The sequence below is a fragment of the Pseudomonas sp. DSP3-2-3 genome (assembly GCF_049898225.1).
In the GTDB taxonomy this organism is placed as follows: domain Bacteria; phylum Pseudomonadota; class Gammaproteobacteria; order Pseudomonadales; family Pseudomonadaceae; genus Aquipseudomonas.
In genome coordinates this window covers 223,082-241,754 of the sequence record NZ_JAFCXH010000007.1, presented here as the reverse complement: position 1 = coordinate 241,754, position 18,673 = coordinate 223,082, and the positions used below count along the sequence as shown (strand labels likewise).

21 protein-coding genes are annotated in these 18,673 nt (G+C 60.9%); 5 read left to right on the top strand and 16 right to left on the bottom strand.

From position 1 onward, the window contains the following. The 8 genes from ACP7E4_RS11320 to norR form a co-directional block, all read right to left on the bottom strand. Window positions 1–161, bottom strand: a 161-nt coding sequence (locus ACP7E4_RS11320) for a transposase (protein ID WP_426114984.1), incomplete at its 3' end; no start/stop codon positions are given. A 115-nt stretch (window positions 162–276) separates the two neighbouring features. Continuing rightward, entirely contained in the window at window positions 277–744 is a 468-nt protein-coding gene (gene ubiT / locus ACP7E4_RS11315) for a ubiquinone anaerobic biosynthesis accessory factor UbiT (protein ID WP_426114675.1), read from the bottom strand. Continuing rightward, window positions 738–1,628, bottom strand: a complete 891-nt coding sequence (locus tag ACP7E4_RS11310; RefSeq protein WP_426114677.1) for a U32 family peptidase — start codon at window positions 1,626–1,628, stop codon at window positions 738–740. Before ACP7E4_RS11310 ends, ubiT begins: the two co-directional genes overlap by 7 nt. Window positions 1,629–1,638: 10 nt before the next feature. After that, on the bottom strand, window positions 1,639–2,634 hold the full coding sequence (gene ubiU / locus ACP7E4_RS11305; RefSeq protein WP_426114679.1) for a ubiquinone anaerobic biosynthesis protein UbiU: 996 nt from the start codon (window positions 2,632–2,634) through the stop codon (window positions 1,639–1,641). 120 nt (window positions 2,635–2,754) lie between these two features. Continuing rightward, the gene (gene glp / locus ACP7E4_RS11300) at window positions 2,755–3,990 is read right to left on the bottom strand and encodes a gephyrin-like molybdotransferase Glp (protein WP_426114681.1); all 1,236 of its coding nucleotides are present in this window, start codon (window positions 3,988–3,990) and stop codon (window positions 2,755–2,757) included. Next, window positions 3,987–4,541, bottom strand: a complete 555-nt coding sequence (gene moaB / locus ACP7E4_RS11295) for a molybdenum cofactor biosynthesis protein B (protein WP_426114683.1) — start codon at window positions 4,539–4,541, stop codon at window positions 3,987–3,989. The genes glp and moaB overlap by 4 nt, the downstream gene beginning before the upstream one ends. 88 nt (window positions 4,542–4,629) lie before the next feature. Next, window positions 4,630–5,277, bottom strand: coding sequence for a pyridoxamine 5'-phosphate oxidase (gene pdxH / locus ACP7E4_RS11290; RefSeq protein WP_426114685.1), 648 nt, complete (start codon window positions 5,275–5,277; stop codon window positions 4,630–4,632). A gap of 91 nt (window positions 5,278–5,368) precedes the next feature. Beyond that, the gene (norR, locus tag ACP7E4_RS11285) at window positions 5,369–6,898 is read right to left on the bottom strand and encodes a nitric oxide reductase transcriptional regulator NorR (protein WP_426114687.1); all 1,530 of its coding nucleotides are present in this window, start codon (window positions 6,896–6,898) and stop codon (window positions 5,369–5,371) included. A gap of 157 nt (window positions 6,899–7,055) precedes the next feature. On the opposite strand from norR, the gene ytfE reads away from it, so the two are divergent. Continuing rightward, a complete protein-coding gene (gene ytfE / locus ACP7E4_RS11280; RefSeq protein WP_426114688.1) occupies window positions 7,056–7,730 on the top strand; it encodes an iron-sulfur cluster repair protein YtfE in 675 nt (224 codons plus the stop codon). 64 nt (window positions 7,731–7,794) lie between these two features. Here the strand turns inward: ytfE and ACP7E4_RS11275 are convergent, their stop codons facing one another. Further along, window positions 7,795–8,232: a hypothetical protein gene (locus ACP7E4_RS11275; protein ID WP_426114690.1), complete on the bottom strand. Its 438-nt coding sequence runs from the start codon at window positions 8,230–8,232 to the stop codon at window positions 7,795–7,797. Between the two features lie 28 nt (window positions 8,233–8,260). Next, window positions 8,261–9,451 (bottom strand): NnrS family protein, encoded by a 1,191-nt coding sequence (locus tag ACP7E4_RS11270; RefSeq protein WP_426114692.1) that lies wholly within the window; start codon window positions 9,449–9,451, stop codon window positions 8,261–8,263. A gap of 484 nt (window positions 9,452–9,935) precedes the next feature. Here ACP7E4_RS11270 and ACP7E4_RS11265 point away from each other — a divergent pair, with 484 nt between their 5' ends. Further along, complete coding sequence (locus ACP7E4_RS11265; RefSeq protein ID WP_020292658.1) at window positions 9,936–10,619, top strand: Crp/Fnr family transcriptional regulator; 684 nt, start codon at window positions 9,936–9,938, stop codon at window positions 10,617–10,619. 5 nt (window positions 10,620–10,624) lie between these two features. After that, window positions 10,625–10,816 (top strand): protein DnrP, encoded by a 192-nt coding sequence (locus ACP7E4_RS11260; RefSeq protein WP_426114986.1) that lies wholly within the window; start codon window positions 10,625–10,627, stop codon window positions 10,814–10,816. Window positions 10,817–10,838: 22 nt separating this feature from the next. Here the strand turns inward: ACP7E4_RS11260 and ACP7E4_RS11255 are convergent, their stop codons facing one another. The 6 genes from ACP7E4_RS11255 to ACP7E4_RS11230 form a co-directional block, all read right to left on the bottom strand. Continuing rightward, complete coding sequence (locus tag ACP7E4_RS11255; RefSeq protein WP_426114694.1) at window positions 10,839–12,680, bottom strand: nitric oxide reductase activation protein NorD; 1,842 nt, start codon at window positions 12,678–12,680, stop codon at window positions 10,839–10,841. Window positions 12,681–12,755: 75 nt separating this feature from the next. After that, window positions 12,756–14,183 (bottom strand): cbb3-type cytochrome c oxidase subunit I, encoded by a 1,428-nt coding sequence (locus ACP7E4_RS11250; RefSeq protein ID WP_426114696.1) that lies wholly within the window; start codon window positions 14,181–14,183, stop codon window positions 12,756–12,758. 3 nt (window positions 14,184–14,186) lie between these two features. Further along, a complete protein-coding gene (locus ACP7E4_RS11245) occupies window positions 14,187–14,627 on the bottom strand; it encodes a c-type cytochrome (RefSeq protein WP_020292662.1) in 441 nt (146 codons plus the stop codon). A gap of 176 nt (window positions 14,628–14,803) precedes the next feature. Further along, entirely contained in the window at window positions 14,804–15,061 is a 258-nt protein-coding gene (locus tag ACP7E4_RS11240) for a cytochrome C oxidase subunit IV family protein (protein WP_426114698.1), read from the bottom strand. 10 nt (window positions 15,062–15,071) lie between these two features. Further along, entirely contained in the window at window positions 15,072–15,656 is a 585-nt protein-coding gene (locus ACP7E4_RS11235) for a cytochrome c oxidase subunit 3 family protein (protein ID WP_426114700.1), read from the bottom strand. Then, window positions 15,640–16,443: a CbbQ/NirQ/NorQ/GpvN family protein gene (locus ACP7E4_RS11230; RefSeq protein ID WP_426114702.1), complete on the bottom strand. Its 804-nt coding sequence runs from the start codon at window positions 16,441–16,443 to the stop codon at window positions 15,640–15,642. The genes ACP7E4_RS11235 and ACP7E4_RS11230 overlap by 17 nt, the downstream gene beginning before the upstream one ends. Before the next feature lie 322 nt (window positions 16,444–16,765). Here ACP7E4_RS11230 and nirS point away from each other — a divergent pair, with 322 nt between their 5' ends. Further along, window positions 16,766–18,334, top strand: coding sequence for a nitrite reductase (gene nirS, locus ACP7E4_RS11225; protein ID WP_426114989.1), 1,569 nt, complete (start codon window positions 16,766–16,768; stop codon window positions 18,332–18,334). Window positions 18,335–18,358: 24 nt separating this feature from the next. Then, window positions 18,359–18,673: a c-type cytochrome gene (locus tag ACP7E4_RS11220; RefSeq protein WP_331148926.1), complete on the top strand. Its 315-nt coding sequence runs from the start codon at window positions 18,359–18,361 to the stop codon at window positions 18,671–18,673.

The following is an 18,673-nucleotide window of genomic DNA, read 5'->3' as shown; positions in this document are numbered from 1 at the left end:
CTGCCTTGACGATGAGCCTTGACCCAGTTGAACAGGGTCTGGTCGGACATACCCAGAGAGCGGGCAGCGGCAGCAAGCGTCAGGCCAGTATCAACCAATCGCACGGCCTCAAGCTTGAACTCGAGGGTGTATTTAACGCGGTCTGTCTTGGACTTAGTCATGTCGTATCCTTGCGGCTATTGAGACACCTGGCAAGGGATACGTTTTTCAGGGGCAAGGTCATTTTTCGCGAGCAAGCTCGCTCCCACAAAGGCAAACCTGCTCCGAAGGCAACCATCAGGCCGCCAACCCCTTCCCCGCCCGTTCCAGATTGCGCCACAACCACACCGGCAGCACATCAGGATCCAGACTGTCGATCAGGTTCTTCAACGTCAGCCCCAGCTCGGTATCACCCTCGATGACCAAGCGTCTGCGAAAGAACAGCGTATCCGGATCCTCCTGACGACTGGCCAACAGTAAAAACTCACGCCAGTTGCCGCTGATGGTCACGTCTGCCGTGGCGTGTTCAGCGATCCGCAAGCCCTCACGGCTCAGGGTCAGGTACCAGGACAAACCCAGATCCGGAATTCGCAGGCACAACCAACGCCCGCGCAACACTTCGAACTCGCCATCTCGCAACGGCTCGGCGAGGCAGCGGTTCAGCGCCTGCTGCAACGCCAGGCGCTGCACGGCAAACGGCACTCGTCGCACCAGCGGCAGCAAGCGGTCGGCACCCTTCAACAACCATTTTTTTCGGTTCAACACAGGCCGACCTCCTCGACGCGCAGCATCCCCGCCTGGCCATGCCAGTAGCCATTACAGCCTTCGACGAACAGCGGCGGTGTTTCGCCCGAGCGGACCCGCTGATAAGCGCCAATGACCTCGGCCATGCCCTGGGCCCGCGGACTCAAACGCAACAGGTCGGCCCCGCAGGCCACGAGCCCGGAATAGTCAGCCAACAGATTGGTCACCTCGGCCGACATCGTTTGAATACCGTTGAGGGTGAACAACGATTGTCCTTCCTGACTGGTCAATGCCAGGCCATCGGGGTAGTTGATGCAGCAAAACTGGCAGTCGTCCTTGGGTCGGTTTTCCGCCCGGGCGGTAAAGCAGCGTGCGGAATACGCCAGCGGCAAATGCCCATAGGCGAAGATTTCCACTTCCGGCACCTCACGGCCCAATTCGCGCACCTGCTCAAGCACATCGCCAATCAGCGCCGCCGAACACTCCACCGGCGGCACCCAACGGGTCATGCCGCTGTCCAGCAGTTGCGCCAACGCGTGGCCGTTGTACAGATTCAGAGCCGGACCTCCCACGAAGGGCAACTTGCGCTCGGCCAGGAACTGCACCGCCCCCATGTCGTTGGCCTCCACCAGCAACTGGCCGTTGTCGCAGAGCCGGCGCAGGCTGGAAAGTTCGGATGCGGCTTCGATCAGCGTCAGGCTGGAGATCACCAGCTGTGCCTGACTGCAGGCCTGCAACTCGCGCCCCAGCCCCAGCCATTGATCCAGGGAAAACGCCCGGCGTTTCGAACACACGGTTTCCCCCAGATAAATCACGTCCAGGGGCAAGGCCGCCATCTCGGCGTAAAAGTGGCTGAGTTGTTCTTTGTCCCAGTAAAACAGGACCGGTCCAAGGCTGAGCTTCATGTTTCGTCCCTCATTGCCATGATCGATGATAAGCACCCAGGGTGGTCTGGCTGCCTTCGGACAAGCCGGCCAGCACCTGACGCCATTCTTCCTTGACCCGAAAATTGCCCGGTGCACCGCGATGGGCATCCAGCGCCGCCCGCCAGACGTGGGTGACTTGTTCGACGTAGGCCGGACTGCGTTGGCGACCCTCGATTTTGACCGCCTCGACGCCGATGGCGGCCAATTCCGGCAGCAAGTCCAGGGTGTCGAGGCTGGTGGGTTCCTCCAGCGCATGGAAGCGTTTGCCTTCGACCAGGAAGCGGCCTTTGCACAAGGTCGGGTAACCGGCCGGTTCGTCAGGGGTGTAGCGATCGATCAGCACTTCGCTGAGGCGCGCGCTCAAGCCTTGGGCGTCCTCGCTCCAGCGCACCGCCTTGGCGGGCGAACAGACACCGCACAGGTTCGGCGACTCGCCGGTAATGTAAGAGGACAAGTGACACCGCCCTTCAGCCATGATGCACAAGCTGCCAAAGCCAAACACCTCAATGGGCACCGGGCTACTGGCAGCAACCTGACGGACCTGGGCCAATGACAGCACGCGTGGCAGCACCGCGCGACGAATGCCGTAGCGCTGCGCATAGAACTCCAATGCAGCGGCGTGCGTCGCCGAGCCCTGAACCGACAGGTGCAACGCCAGTTGCGGATGACGCTGACTGGCGTAGTTGAGTACCCCGGGATCTGCGGCGATCAGCGCATCCACGCCGAAATCGGCAGCACGATCCACCGCCCGCTGCCAGCGCTCCCAGCCCTTGGGTTGCGGGTAAGTGTTGACCGCAACGTAGAGTTTGCGCTGATGTTGGCGGATGTGGGCGACGGCGGCGTCGAACTGTTTGTCGTCCATGTTGAGCCCCGCGAAATGCCGGGCGTTGGTGTCATCGCGAAAGCCGACATAAACGGCATCGGCGCCTTGGCGCACCGCCGCTTTAAGCGCAGGCAGGCTCCCTGCCGGGCAGACCAGTTGCATGGGTAATCCTCATGAAAAAACGCGTCTCGACCATCGCCCGATGCCGTAATGCACCGTTCGAAAAGGCGCTGCCAGTCTAGCCAGACCGGCAGCCACGACCTTGACGGCAATCAATTGCCGCTACTGCATCAGGTCGGCGAAGGACAGGAACATCACGTTGTCGTGCTTGAGCACTTGCTGCCCGCACTCGATGACCGCCAACCCGTCGGCCCAACACGCGGCCGTCAACATCGCCGAGCTTTGCTGCGGGTGCAGCTCCACGCTCAGCCGGCCATCAGCGTCCGGGGTCAACTTCGCCCGCAAATACTGCCGACGCTTGTTACGCTGCAGCCAGTCGAAACCGGCAGGCACGGCCACTGGCCTCGGCAGTACGTCAGTCATGCCCTGAGCCCTGAGCAGGAATGGGCGCACGACGACCAACGCGGTAATCAGCGCCGCTGATGGATTTCCCGGCATGCCGATCCAGGGTCTGCCGAGCACGTTGCCAAAGGCCAGGGGTTTACCGGGCTGAATGGCCAGCCGCCAGAAATCCACGCTGCCCAGCTCCTCAATCGCCTGCTTGAGATGATCTTCCTCACCGACCGACACGCCACCGGAGCTCAGCAGCAAGTCGCATTCCGAAGACGCCAGCGTCAGGGCATGTCGGCTGGCCGCCAACTCATCGGCCATGACGCCATAGTCGTGCACCTCGACGCCCCAGCCACGCAACAACGCGGCCAGGCAATAGCGATTGCTGTTGTAAATCTGCCCCGGAGCCAGGTGATCGCCCGGCTCACGCAGCTCATTGCCGCTGCTGAGCAAGCACACCTGCAACGGTCGATAGACCTCGACTTGCGTCACGCCAGCGCCGGCCAGCAACCCCAGCTCTTGGGCACGCAGGCGCTTGCCCGCCTTGAGCAACCGATCCCCCTGGCGCACCTCTTCGGCTGCCTTGCGCACGTGCTCGCCAACGTTTACCGCTGGCAACCAGACGCGGCCCTCTTCGACCCGGCAGCGTTCCTGCGGCACGACGGTATCAGCGCCCGGCGGCAATGGTGCACCGGTAAATATCTGTACGACCTGCTGCGCCAGCAACGGCGCACCGGCCGGATCCCCCGCCGCGATTCGCCCGCCAATCGGCAAATAACCACCCTCTGCCGGCAGGTCAGCCGCCCTGAGGGCATAACCGTCCATGGCGCTGTTGTCCCAGGCCGGCAGGTTCACCGGGGAATGAATGTCCTCCGCCAGAACCCGGCCCATGGCTTGGTCCAGGGGAATCATCTGTGACAAGGGCGGTGGCGGCACCTGATCGAGCAGACGGTTAATGGCCTCGTCCACCGGCATCAGGTTGCCCCTGTCACACACCGTGCCGGTCATGAACGCGTCTCGCAGGCGTCGATGCCCCGTTGGGTTTGCGCTTTCAGATGCGGGGCGAAATTGCACGGTCCGGTGCGACTGTCCAGTTGTTCCACCAGGATCATGTTCCAGGCTGTTCGGCAGGCCCCCGGCGAACCCGGAACGCAGCACACCAGGACGCCGTTGCTCATCCCGGCCAAAGCCCGTGACTGCAAGCTGGACATGCCGATTTCCGCCAGGGAGACCTGACGGAACAGCTCGCCAAAGCCTTCCACGTGTTTGTCCAGCAACGGCAAGACCGCTTGCGGCGTGTTGTCGCGGACAGTGAAACCCGTGCCGCCGGTCATCAGTACAACTTGCACCCTGGGATCGGCGATCCAGCGGGAAACGGTTGCGCGAATCTGATAGATGTCGTCCGTGACCAGATCACGATCAATCAATACATGCCCGGCCGTTTGCAGCAGATCGGTCAGTGTCTGTCCCGAGGTGTCGGTCTCGAAGGTGCGCGTATCGCTGATCGTCAGCACGGCGATGTTCAGGGGTTCAAACGTGCGTTGCGCCAGATGGGCCATTTCAAAGCCTCCCGTAAATGAGCATAGGCTCAAGCCTGAACCGGATTGGCGATGTGGCCTATTCCTCCATAGAGGTACCTCGACAGGGTCAGGGCGCCAGGCGGTTGCGAAACCACACGCCGTTCTGCAAGCGATAGTCGATGCGGTCATGCAAACGGTCAGCACGTCCCTGCCAGAACTCCAGGCGCTGTGGGTGCAGGCAATACCCGCCCCAATGCTCGGGTCGCGGGACGGGTTGATCAACAAATCGCGTAATGGTGTCTGCCAACAGCGATTCAAGCGCTGCCCGATTGGCCAGCGGCCGACTCTGCGGTGACGCCCAGGCGCCCAGCCGACTGGCCTCCGAGCGCGAATCGAAGTACGCATCCGAGAGGTGCGCCGGGAGTCTGGACACCTGCCCTTCAATACGAACCTGACGCTCCAGCCCCGGCCAGAAAAACGTCATGGCGGCATTCGGGTTACCGGCCAGTTGCCGGCCCTTGTCGCTCTGGTAATTGCCGAAAAAAGTGAAGCCTTCGTCACTCAAGCCCTTGAGCAACAGGACCCGACAGTGCGGACTGCCCTCGCTGTCGACCGTCGCCAACATCATGCTGTTGGCCTCGATTGGCGCGCACTCGGTGTCGCGTGCCTGCTGCATCCATTGCCGGAACAGCGTCAGTGGATCGTCCAGCGCAGCCTCGTCCTGCAGACCATTGAGGGTGTAGCTACGGCGCATTTCAGCCAGGGAAAGGGGCATGAGGGTGATCTCCAGAAGGTTTTCCCCAGTGTGCAAAGCCCTGCGCGCTACCACCTTGACCACCATCAACACTTGGCATTCAAGCGACGTGTTACTTGAGGTGCAGCCGTCGGGCCAGTTTGTGCAGATTGCTCGGATCGACATCCAGCAACCGCGCAGCACCGGCCCAGTTGTTTCTGCACAGACTCAGGGCCTGGAGAATCTGCTGGCGCTGACAGTCATCGACGACGGCGCTCAAGGCCTGGAACGGCACATCCGACGCGTCCTCCAGCGGCGGCTCGACCGCCGCCCCCGATGCTCTCAGCGTATTGTCGAGGTCGAGCATGGCGGGTTCCAGCGTCATGATCTGCGTGCGATTGGTTCCGCGACTGAGCTGCTTCAACGCAGCGCGGCTGATCACATGCTCCAGCTCGCGCACATTGCCCGGCCAGCGGTACGCCAACAAGGCCCGCTCGGCTGTGGGTGACAAGCGCAAACCACGCAGGCCGAGCCGAGCCCGGTTGAGCTCAAGGAAATGCCCGGCCAGCATCAACACATCGTGGCCACGCTCGCGCAGCGCCGGGATGGGCACTGGATACACGGAGAGGCGGTGATACAGGTCGGCGCGGAACAGGCCATCGCGGATACTGTCGGGTAGATTGCGGTTGGTGGCGGCAATGATTCGCACATCGACATGCAAGGGTTTGTCCGCCCCCAGGCGCTGAATTTCGCCGTTTTGCAGGGTGCGCAGCAACTTCGCTTGAACGCCGAGCGGCAACTCGCCCACTTCGTCGAGAAACAACGTTCCACCGTTGGCGGCATCGAAACGCCCGGCACGGTCATGGGTGGCGCCGGAAAAAGCGCCTTTGACATGGCCGAACAACTCGCTCTCGGCCAGGGATTCCGGCAAGGCTGCGCAGTTGACTTGTATCAGCGGCTTGTGACTGCGCCGCGAAAGGCGATGCAGGCGTCGGGCAAACAACTCCTTACCGACGCCGGTCTCGCCTAAAAGCAGAACCGGCAGATCGGAATCGGCCAATACGTCCAGCTCATTGAGCAACTGGTGCAGAACCTCGCTGCGGCCGAGGATTTCGCCGTCATCCACAGGCATGCGCAGATCCTGAAGATCGCTGCGGGACAGGCGCAAACTACGATTTTCCTGCTCAAGTCGGGTGACGCGCACGGCGGCTTCGATCTGCAAGGTACACCGCTTGAGCTCCTCATGGGCACGGCTGTTGAAGGTTCCGGCCTGCAGCGCATCGAGGGTGATCGCGCCCCAGATCCGGCCTTCCACATACAGGCTCACACCCATGCAGTCATGCACCGGCAACGGCTCGCCGACATGATGGTCGAGCAAGCCGTCATAGGGGTCGGGCAGGCGACTGTCGGGCTCGAACCAGGTGGGTTCACGCGAGGCCATGATCGCCGCCAGTCGAGGATGCTGAGCGATGACAAACCGGCGCCCGAGCGCCTCGTGCACCAGCCCCACCGTCGCGACCGGCCTGAGGCTGTCGCCATCCAGACGCAGCAATCCCACGGCGCCACTGTTGAAGTATTCGCGCAGGGTCTGGACCAGTCGTTGTAACCGCACGGCATTGGGCAACTCGACGATCAGGTCGGCCGCGAGGCTTTCACGGAGCATGGTAGTAAATACCTTCTTGGGTTGGATTGACCTTGGAAAATCAGGGTGGCTATCACCACAACCAGGAATTAATTGATGGTTATCAAACGGTTAAAAAATGGCACGGCGGATGCAATGAGCCTGGAGAACCGTTGAAATCCAAATCAAGGAACTCCCGATGACCCAGACCCTGCTGGAACAAAGCCTTGGCCAACTGGCCTGCGACATTCCCGGTGCCACCCGGATCTTTCACTCCCTCAAACTGGACTTCTGTTGCGGCGGGCATAAGAGCCTGCGTGAAGCGGCGCTGGGCAAAGACCTCGACCCGGCACTGATTGCCGACGCCCTGAACATGTTGCAAGGCGCTGGCGAAACCCAGCACGACTGGCGCAACGAACCGTCAGAACTGCTGATCGCCCACCTCCTGACCCGTTACCACGCCCGCCACCGCGAGCAATTGCCGGAACTGATCCGTCTGGCCCGGCGTGTCGAACATGTCCACGGTGCCCGCAGTACTTGCCCCAACGGACTCGCCGATCTGCTGACCGACCTGCAACAAGAACTCGAAGGCCACATGCTCAAGGAGGAACAAGTGCTCTTCCCGATGCTGCAACAGGGTTTTGGCCCCCAGGCCGCGCCGCCGATCCAGGTCATGCGCTTCGAACATGATCAACACGGTCAAACCCTGGAGAAACTGTTGGCACTGACCGACAACATCACCCCGCCGGTCGATGCCTGTAACACCTGGCGGGCCTTGTATCGCGGGCTGCTGGAGTTTCGCGATGACCTGACGCAACACATCCACCTGGAAAACAACGTGCTGTTCGTCAACGCCCTGAACCTTCGCCATTGAACGATTGCCGCTCACACCAGACCCGCGTCAGCACACCGGTTGACGCGGTTTTTTGTCTGCGCGCTCAAGGCTGCCAATAGAACATGGCCTTGGCGAGCATCACGATCAACACCATGTGCCCGAGGATGCTGCGGCGAATCCAGCTGGCACAGGTGGTGGTGAGTCGCGCGTGGGTCAACCAATAGGCCAGCAACACGTAATGACCAATGATGCTCAAGGCCAACACGATTTTCAGGCTCAGCAACGTGCCAAAACTGCTGGCCAGCGGCTGACTTAACGCGCCCCGGTGTTGCCACGCCAGACTGATACCAGCGCCATACAACAGCAGCACCACGCCATGCAGTACCTTGCGCGAGCGCACTGCAATTGCCTGATCCGCCGTGGTCTGTGCCGTATCCGTCAGTTGCTGGCGGGCTCGATGCCAGATCACCACCTCGAAAAACAGCGTGCCAATGAAGGCAATCGCTGCCAGCAGGTGTGTCACCAGGAGAAAGGGATACATCACTGGCAACCTCCTCAGGTTCGCTGACTCATCCCGGATGACCGTCAACGCGGGTCCGCAACAACATCGGTCCATAACGCCATGCGTACAGGGCAAACGCCAGCGTCCAGCACACACCGGCCAACCATAACGCCGGCAAGGGGAAAAACAGGATCAGCACGACGCGGCTCAGACACGCCAGGTTGAGCAGGATGAACGCCAGGGTCATGCCCGACGGCGGCTCCAGCGCGCGACCGGTATGGCCCAACGTCACCCGCGCGATCATTGCCAACACCAAGCCGCCTATCGCACCAATCGTCAGGCAATGCACCGCCAGACTCGGATTGAACGCCACGCCAAAATGCCACAACGCCATGCCCAGGCACGCCACAGCCAACCAGCCATAAGCCAGGTGCAACGACCACAACAAGGGCGCGCGCCAAAGTGCCCGATCATGCCAGCGCACCAGGCGCACCAGATGCCCAGTTGCTACCACCGCGAACAACAGACCCACCCAGATAGTGGGCGTGAGCGCAGGTCCTGCGGCATATAACAGGGCCAGCAGCGCAGAGCCCGCCAGCAGCAGCCGATCCAGCCAGGGCCACGCGACAACCCCCTCGACCCGGCCGAGGCCGCGCTGGGTGAAAAACGGAATGACCCGCCCGCCGATCAACCCCATCATCGCCGCCACCAGCCAGATCCCGGTCAGCACGCCCTGGCGCTGCCAGCCTTCATGACCTTCGACCAGCCCGTATAGGGACAGACCGTCAGCCGCCGACAACAGCAGCAACACCATCACAATCGGATAGTTACGTTTCTGGCGCACCTTCCACAGGGTGAAGCCCATGAGCAACGCCACAGCCAGCGGGAATACCAACTCCAGCACCGCGAGCAATGGCCATGGCGCGTTGACCAGCCAGGCTACCCGCGCGCACAACCACAGCAGCGCCAGCGCTGCCAGCGGTGTCCCGCTGATACCTGGACGACCCGTCCAGGTCTGCACGGCGGTCAGCAGAAAGCCAGCAATGATCGCCAGGCCGAAGCCGAACAACAACTCATGCCGATGCCAGCCCAGCCAGCCACCTGCCGGTTGCCAGTCGGCAATCGCACCGCCGAACGCGGCCAGCCATAGCGGGATGGCCAGCACCGCCAACAGGCAGCCAGCGAGGAAAAATGGCCGGAAGGCCAACCGTAACAGCGGCGGGATCGCCATCGCTTTACTGCGCTCAAGCACTTGCATAAAGCCACTCCTCTACCTTGTTGCCAACCTGACACTGAGCTGCAAGCGTCGAGGAAAATACCGGGTTTGATCATCGGGTAACGCGGATCAAACGTCGTTGTCGCAAATCAAGAGTGCAAGGGCCGTGCCCCCAAAGCGAATCCGCGCCGTGATGGGCTTTCAGGGTCGGAGCAGCAGCCAACCCAAGGTCTTAATGACTCATCAATGGTCATAAAGACCCTTAAATGATGGTCTTTTTAACCTCTCACCTTTACCTCCACCCCTAAACAGGGGCTTGAGCGCATGGCCCGCGTCTTGCTGAGCATGGGCAACCTTATAGAAACCTTGATCCTGCTCGATTACCCGGAGTCGTCATGAAAAAAGTCATCCAGCCCCTGGCCTGGTTTGTGGTGTTGACCTCAGTCCTGGCCCTGGCCAGCAGTCTCTCTCTGGGTCTCGTCTGACTGGATAGCCACCCTTTTCTCAACCTTCAGGATGAATTCCCATGGTGTTACATCGCGTCCACCACCAGATTCTGCGCAGTCATCATTTGTTCGAGCCGTTGAACGAAGAACAACTGGATGAATTGATGAGTGCCAGCCAACTGCTGAGCATCGATAAAGGCGAACCGCTGTTCCGTCAGGGCGAGCCGGCTGACTCGTTCTATTTCGTGATCGCCGGGGCGGTAAAAATCTACCGTCTGACCCCCGATGGACAGGAAAAGGTGTTTGAAGTCATCGGCGAACGGCACACCTTCGCCGAAGCAATGATGCTGATGGACACGCCCAACTATGTGGCCTCGGCCGAGGCGGTCTGTCCCACTCAGCTCTACCGGTTATCCAACAGCACTTACATGCGCCTGCTGCAAAGCAACAGCCGGCTGACTTTCGCGCTGCTCGGCAAGCTCTGCGTTCGCTTGCACCAACGGGTCAATGAAATCGAAACCCTGTCCCTGAAAAACGCCACCCACCGGGTCGTGCGTTACCTGCTGACGCAACTGGTGCGCGCGCAACCGGTTCAGAGCCAATTCGAGCTGCCGATGGCCAAACAGTTGATTGCCGGGCATCTGTCGATCCAGCCAGAAACGTTTTCGCGGATCATTCGGCGCCTGATCGATGAAAAGATCATTACTCAGGACGGTCGCCAGATCGCGATTCTTGATCGTCTGCGCCTGGAACAGTTCGAGTGAGTGCCATGCCGGTCTGCCTGTACTGCCAACGCGCCAATCCACCAAAGGAGACCGAGTGCCGCCAATGCGGCATGCCCCTGCCCGCGTTGGCCGAACAGGCCGCAGCGCGTCGACTGCGCCGGTTCAAGTGGTTCTGCATCGGTTTGACGATCTTTTGTGTGGTGATGTTTTTCTGGCTGCCGCGCAGCATCAGTTGATGCTGCGCGTGCAAGTCCAGGCTCACGGCTGGGTCAGCTGGCGATACAACTGCGGCAGCCGCAGCGGCAGTTGCTCAGGCTGGCGGATCAAGGTGTAGCCATTGGCGCCGAACATGTACGGCAGATAATCCCCCGCCTCACGATCGATGGTGATACAGAACGGCGTCAGCCCTTGGCGCCGCGCCTCCATTACCGCTTGGCGAGTGTCTTCAACCCCGTAGCGTCCCTCATACAAATCCAGGTCATTGGGTTTGCCGTCGGTCAGCAGCAACAACAGTTTGCTGCGCCGCTTGCTGCCGCCCAGCAACTGCGTGGCCTGGCGAATCGCGGCGCCCATGCGCGTGTAATAACCCGGCTTGAGCCCTTGAATACGACCTCGGGTGTTGTCGTCATAACGCTGGGTGAATGACTTGAGTTCCTGCATGCGAACCTGCTGGCGCCGCAACGAGGAAAACCCGTACAGCGCGAAGTCATCGCCCAGCCCCGACAGGGTTTCGCCGAACAGCAGCAGGCTGTCGCGGATGACGTCGATGACGCGATGCTCATCGTTGAGGTGTGCATCGGTGGACATCGACACATCGGCCAGCAACAGGCACGCCAGGTCGCGGCGGGTCTGGCGTTGCTCCATGAACAGACCGCGTTCGGCGCACTGCCCGTGCTCGCGTTCTACGTGAAAATCCAGCCAGGCCTGCATGTCCAGTTCCGAACCCTGCGGTTGCTGGCGTAACCACTGACGGTCATTGCGCAGGTGCTCGAACTGACGCCGCAGACGGTGAGCCGAAGCCTTCAAGCGTGACGGCAGCGGCTGCGCCTCACAGTCACGGGGCACCATCATCTGCAGATTGACGAAGGCGTCCTGCATCTGCTGTTTGCGATAGTCCCACTCCGGCAACTTGATGCCCTCGCCCAAGGGAATATCGTCAACATCGGCGGGCGGCAGATCCAGGTGCAGCTTCAGACCTCCACCCTTGCGCAGGCGCGTGCGCGACAGGGTCAGTTCATCCAGGTCGTCGGCGACCCTGGCGGCGTCCGGGTCTTCACTGTCGTCCGCCCAGCGATCCAGGTCCACATGCTCGGTCCAGCTGAACAGATTCTCCAGTCGTATCACCAACAGGCCGCCATCCCGGGAGCTGTCATCGATGCGCGTGGCGCGTTTGCGCCCGCCCTGCTGCTCGCCGGGAGGGGTCGTCAGAAACTCTTCGGACTCATCGCCCAGATCGGCAGCCAGCGGGCTGGCGAGATGTTGCGGTGGGTACAGCCATAACGGCAGCGGCCAGGCGGCCCGTTCACTGCGCGGAAAATGCTCGACGCTGCCCGGCTCGCGCAGCGCCTGGCATAACGCGCGTTCCAGTGCCGCTTCGCTGCGGTTCAGCGTTGCCGGATCCGGGCGCAATTGCAGGTGGGCATCGACCAACCGGGTATAGCGCGCACGCAACGCGGGATAACGCCGCAACAGCATCTGGGTCCAGCGTTGGTTATCCCGCCCCCAGTGGCGCATCTGTCCGGCCTGCGCCGCCAGCAAGGCGAGCCAGCGATAGAGTTCCTCGTTCAATGCGGCTTCAGGAAACACCGCGAGGCTCGACGGCAGCCGCAGGTTGTTCTCGTCACACCACGCCAACGGCACTTGTTTGCAGGTGCCGGCGATCTGTTGCAATACGTTGCGCCGCAGCAGCAGATCGCGGTCGCTGGCCGCTTCCACACCGATGCCACTGGCACCGCCCATGGCGCGAAACAACAGCGCCAGCGGGCGTTGCTGATTGACCAGCTCGACGCGTGCGTCGGGGAAATCCGGGCTGGCGCGCCGGGTGATGAAGCGATGCCAGACGCTGCCTACCCACTCTTCCAGTTCGACGGTAAAGGCCATTTTCCATGTCCTTCCTGAAATAAAAAACGGCCCGCTGTCTCAGCCGGGCCGACCTTTTCTAGCCGTTATCCCGGCTCATGAAGGCACCACCACTGCCGGGTCACGCAACGCTGCGCGCCCCCGCTGTCTGAAGCTGAACAAGTAGCAGAGCAGCCCGGCGAGGAAGCCGATGCCCGCGACCAGCCGCGCCCAGAACAGCACCTGCAGGTGTTCGACCGTGGCCATGAACGGCAAGGCGATCCCGTCGGCCTGCCAGCGTTGCAGGTAGACCTGCACGACCCCGGCAGCGGTCAGGAACAGCGTGATCATCACCATCGACAGGGTCATCAACCAGAAACCACGGATCTCCAGCGCCTGCGAGCGCTCGTCGCCGGCTTCACCCAATCCACGCAAGCGCGGCATGGCATAGCTGATCAGGGTCATGACGATCATCGCGTAAGCCCCGTAGAACGCCAGGTGTCCGTGCGCTGCCGTCAGTTGCGAACCGTGGGTATAGAAGTTGACAGGGGCAAGGGTGTGCAGAAAACCCCAGACGCCGGCACCGAAGAAGGCCGTCACCGTAGTGCCCTTGGCCCACAGCGTTGCCGCGCGGTTCGGGTGTTGCCGCCGACGGTTCTTCACGGTGCTGAAGGCGAATATCACCATCGCCAGGAAGGGCAGCGGTTCCATGGCGGAGAAAATCGACCCGACCCACAACCAGACCTCGGGCGCACCAATCCAGAAGAAGTGGTGACCGGTGCCGATGATCCCGGTGATCAGCGCCATGGCGATAATCACGTAGAGCCATTTCTCCACGACCTCCCGGTCTACACCGGTGATCTTGATCAGCACGAAGGCCAGCATCGCGCCCATGATCAGTTCCCACACGCCCTCCACCCAAAGATGCACCACCCACCACCAGTAGAACTTGTCGCGGGCGAGGTTGCCGGGGTTGTAGAAGGAAAACAGGAAGAACACGGCCAGACCAATCAGCCCGGTCATCATCACCATGCTGACGGTGGTCTTGCGCCCTTTGAGCAGGGTCATGCCGATGTTGTAGAGAAACCCCAGGCACACCACGACAATGCCCATTTTGGTAATCGTCGGTTGCTCGAGGAACTCCCGGCCCATGGTCGGCAGCAACTCGTTGTGGGTCAGCCTGGCCAGACCGGCGTAAGGCACCAGCAGATAGCCGAGGATGGTCAACACGCCAGCGGCGGCGAATACCCAGAACAGGATGATCGCCAGTTTTGGACTGTGCAGCTCGCGATCGGCCTCTTCCGGGATCAGGTAGTAGGCGGCGCCCATGAAACCGAACAGCAGCCAGACGATCAGCAGGTTGGTGTGTACCATCCGCGCCACGTTGAAAGGAATGATCGGGAACAGAAAGTCACCGATCACGTACTGCAGCCCCATGATCAAACCGAACAGCACCTGACCGAGGAACAGGATCAGGGCAAACACGAAGTAAGGTTTGGCTACGGCTTGCGAGGCGAATTTCAGATGCGGATTAGCCATGCTCATCACTCAGCCCTCCTTGTTTGGCGGCCAGCCATTGGTGTTGATTTTCGAACTCCATTTGAGGAACTCGGCGATGTCATTCACCTCCTGCTCACTCAAATTGAATTGCGGCATCGCCCGCCGACCTGGTACACCCAGCGGCTGCATTTTCATCCAGGCATGCAGAAACGGTTTGAAGCCCTCCTCTCCGCCGCGACGCTGGTACACGTTGCCCAGCTCTGGCGCGAAGTAGGCGCCCTCGCCCAGCAGCGTGTGGCAGCCGATGCAGTTGTTCTGCTCCCAGACCGTTTTGCCGCGTATCACTGATTCGGTTAAAAGCGCCTCATTACTGCGTTCCGGGAAGGTTTGTTCCGTGTGGTAGGTCAAGGCCAGGAATATCAGGAAGAAGAAGATGCTTCCCCCAAAATAAATATTCCTGGCCATGCCTTTGGTGAAGGTCTCTGACATGGTCGCTTCCTCTTTACTTGACCCGTCCATGATAGGAAGCGAAGGGTGGAAATCTGCTTGATGGCGATCAAGAAAGTCAGATGGTTTTGCTCGGGTATTGCCGACAACGCAGATCGAATGTGGGAGCAAGCTCGCTCCCACAGGCGGAGTTGCGCTGTCTTACTGCCCGGTATCCTTCAGCGGACCAACACCAGCGTCAGCCCCACAAGCACCGCCAACACCAGCGCCCAGCTCAGCATCAATCGACGCCAGAGGCGCGGCGCGCGGCGCAGTTCCATGAAGCCCTCGGTGATCAGCCAGGCCTTGCCAACTGCCACCGACAAAATGGCAAGCGACACCAGCCACGTCGCGCCCAGCTGCGCCAGCAGCACCGTGCAGACGCTCAACGCGGCCAACGCCGCCCAGCAGGCGAGCAACACCCTGGAAGCTGACATGACACCTCCGTCAATTCAGAACGTAGACCAGCGGAAAAAGCACGACCCAGATCAGATCGACCATGTGCCAATACAGCACTCCGGATTCAAATCCGCTGCGGTTATTGGCGCCATACAAGCCACGACGACAACGCTCGGCCAGCCAGCCGAGGATGAACATACCGAGCAGTACGTGAAGAAAATGGAAACCGGTGAGGATCCAGTAAAGGGTGAAAAACGTGTTGTGCTCCATGCCCAGCCCCGAGGCCAGCAAGTGCCGGTATTCCGTGACTTTCAGCACCACGTAGACACTTGCGGCGAGCAGCGCCACCAGCAGAAAGACCATGCCGCCGCGAGGCCTCGAGCACCTGACTTGTTCCTGCGCCAGCGCGGCGAACAACCCCGCAGTGACCAGGCTCAGGGTCATCGCCAAACCGGTGGAGGTATTGAGCAACAGACGGCTCTCGCTGAACAGCTGCGGCTTTAGCACCTGCGTCACGGCGAACACCAGAATCAAAATCGCGAACACCGAAAGCTCGGCCAGAATGAAAAACCACATCGCCAGGTCGCCCGGCAGGTGGCCACGGGGACCGCGGGCTTCAGCCGAAATGGACATCAACCACGTCCATCAGCGCAGCGACAGTCAGCGGATCATCGCTCAACGGTTCGGCCAGGCAGGCCATGCACGCCTCGCGCGGGCTCATGCCGGAGCGGATCATGCGCGCCGTGAAAATCAGCAGCCGGGTCGAGGCGACTTCCTCCAGATCATGCTGATCAAGTCGACGCAGGGCCTGCCCCAGCCTGACCACTTGCGCCGCCAGCGCGCTGTCGACCTGGGCCTCGCGAGCGACAATGCGCTCTTCATCGGGCGCTGGCGGATAGCCGAAACGCATCGCCACAAAACGCTGCCGGGTGCTGGGTTTCATGCCTTTGAGCAGATTCTGGTAACCGGGGTTGTAGGACACCACCAGCATGAAAGAAGGCGGTGCCTGCAGCACCTCGCCGGTGCGTTCCAGAAACAGCTCGCGACGATCATCAGCCAGTGGATGCAGCACCACCACGGTGTCCTGGCGCGCTTCCACCACTTCGTCGAGGTAGCAAATCCCGCCTTCGCGCACCGCGCGGGTCAGCGGTCCGTCCTGCCACCAGGTGCCCTGGGCGCCAATCAGGTGGCGACCGATCAGGTCGGCAGCGCTCAGATCATCGTGGCACGCCACGGTGTACAGCGGCAGTTTCAGCCGATGGGCCATGTGCTGGACGAAACGGGTCTTGCCGCACCCGGTCGGGCCTTTGATCAATACCGGCATGCCATGGCGCCAGGCCTGCTCGAACAGCACCTCCTCATTGTTCAGCGGTTGGTAGAAGGGTTCGACCTTGTGTTCGCAAGACGGGCTACGGTCCATGGTTTTCCTGTTTCAGAAGCGGGTTCGAGGCACACGCTACGGGCCCCTGCGACAACCTGGCAAGGGACGTGACCGGCAAACTTGATCGCCGTCAAGCGAGCATTGGTGTGCTCGGGCATAGCCTTGCAGCGCACTAAGAACCTGCGTACTGCGCTGTCCTTTCAGCACATCGCAAAGGTCTTGCCTGAGGAGAAATGGAATGCTGATCAGCAATAGAAAAACGTTTGCTCTGACTGTCGCCACGCTGTGTTCGACGTTGGCCTTTGCGGTGTCTCATGCGGCCAGTGCCGAAGAGCCCGCCGTCCCTGCGACGAACCCGCCCATGGTCAAAACCGCTGGCGCGCCCGACATGAGCCAGGCCGAGTTCGATTCGTCCAAGGAAATCTACTTCCAGCGTTGTGCCGGTTGTCATGGCGTCCTGCGTAAAGGCGCCACCGGCAAGCCGCTGACACCGGACATCACCCAGTCCCGCGGCCAGGCGTACCTGGAGGCGCTGATTACCTATGGTTCGCCAGCGGGCATGCCGAATTGGGGGACCTCCAACGCCCTGACCAAAGACCAGATCACGGTCATGGCCAAGTTCATTCAGCACACGCCGCCGACGCCACCGGAATGGGGCATGGCCGAGACGCTGAAGACCTGGAAAGTACTGGTCAAACCCGAGGATCGGCCGAAGAAGCAACTGAGTAAACTCAATCTGCCCAACCTGTTTTCGGTGACCTTGCGCGATGACGGCAAGATTGCCCTGATCGACGGTGACAGCAAGAAGATCGTCAAGCTGATCGAGACCGGGTACGCGGTGCATATTTCACGCATCTCCGCTTCGGGCCGCTACTTGCTGGTGATTGGCCGGGACGCGCGGATTGACATGATCGACCTGTGGCCGCTGGAGCCGACCAAGGTAGCCGAAGTCAAAGTGGGCATCGAAGCACGCTCGGTGGAGACGTCCAAGTTCAAGGGTTACGAAGACAAGTACACCATTGCCGGCTCCTATTGGCCGCCGCAGTTCACCATCATGGATGGCGAAACCCTGGAGCCGAAACAGATCGTCTCGACGCGCGGCATGACCGTCGACAAGCAGGAATATCACCCTGAGCCGCGAGTCGCGGCGATCATCGCCTCCCACGAATGGCCGGAGTTCATCGTCAACGTCAAGGAAACCGGCAAGGTCATGCTGGTCAACTACCAGGACATCAAAAACCTCACCGTCACCTACATCGACGCCGCACCGTTCCTGCATGACGGGGGATGGGACAGCACGCACCGCTACTTCATGACCGCCGCCAACAACTCCAACAAGGTCGCCGTGATCGACTCCAAGGAGCGCAAGCTGACCGCGCTGGTCGACGTCGGAAAAACCCCACATCCGGGTCGTGGCGCCAACTTCAGTCATCCGCTTTACGGTCCGGTCTGGGCCACCAGCCACCTGGGCGATGACGGCATCTCGCTGATCGGCACCGATCCGGTGAAACACCCGCAATACGCCTGGAAACAGGTCACTTCGATCAAGGGTCAGGGCGGCGGATCGCTGTTTATCAAAACCCACCCCAACTCCCGCCATCTGTATGTCGATACCACGCTAAACCCGGACGCAAAACTCAGTCAGTCGGTGGCGGTGTTCAACATCGACAAACTCGACGCCGGCTACACCGTGCTGCCCATCGCCGAGTACGCAGGCATCAAGCAAGGGGCCATGCGCGTCGTGCAACCGGAATACAACAAGGCCGGCGATGAAGTCTGGTTCTCCGTGTGGAGCGGCCAGGCGGATGAGTCAGCGCTGGTGGTGATCGACGACAAAACGCTGAAGCTCAAATCAGTGATAAAGGACAAACGCCTGATCACGCCCACTGGCAAATTCAACGTCTACAACACCCAACACGACATCTATTGAGCTCCGTCAAGGTAAGGAAACATCATGAAAAATACTCTGTTGTCACTGTTCGTCATGACCGCTGCGCTAAGTGCGCAACCGGCCATGGCCCAAGACGCGCTTGAGCTGTTCAAGAGCAAGCCCTGCGCAGCCTGCCACTCCATCGACACCAAACTGGTGGGCCCGGCGCTCAAGGACGTTGCGGCCAAGAATGCAGGTGTGGCCGGGGCCGTGGACACCCTTGCAGGTCACATCAAGAACGGTACGCAAGGCAATTGGGGCCCGATGCCGATGCCGGCAAACCCGGTGACTGACGACGAAGCAAAAATCCTCGCCGCTTGGGTACTCACACTTAAATAG